1 protein-coding gene is annotated in these 399 nt (G+C 36.8%); it reads right to left on the bottom strand.

What is annotated here, in order from left to right; all coding sequences use genetic code 11:
• On the bottom strand, positions 1–399 hold a 399-nt coding region (locus AC2JF8_RS09340; protein WP_500762814.1), incomplete at both ends, for a MarR family winged helix-turn-helix transcriptional regulator.

The following is a 399-nucleotide window of genomic DNA, read 5'->3' as shown; positions in this document are numbered from 1 at the left end:
CTCTTTCGTTGTAATGCTTTGATCTAGTTTTGTCAAAAGTTCTTTTAACTGGCGACAGTCGTCCTTTGTAAATGTACTGGGAATAATTTCTGTTACCGTTTGTTGCTTGGCTGTACATTGCTGTAGTTCTTGTTGTGCTTTTTCTGTTAAATGCACTAGCACTTCCCGATTATTTTCTGGATTTCGCTGTCGTGTCACATACTGTTTCTCTTCTAAAATTTTCAAATGGCGAGTGACCGCACCACTATCGATTTTTAAGTGTTCTTGAATCTCCGTTTGAAGACACGGCTGACGTTCTTTTAAAATCATCAGCAACTCATAACGAGTCAAACTCAAGCCAACTTGCTCTTCAAAAACTTTGGTAATTTTTTGATCTAATACCTTTAACTGACATAATAA

This window comes from Lactobacillus sp. CA30L (genome assembly GCF_059900845.1).
This window is presented reverse-complemented; position numbering and strand designations above follow the sequence as displayed.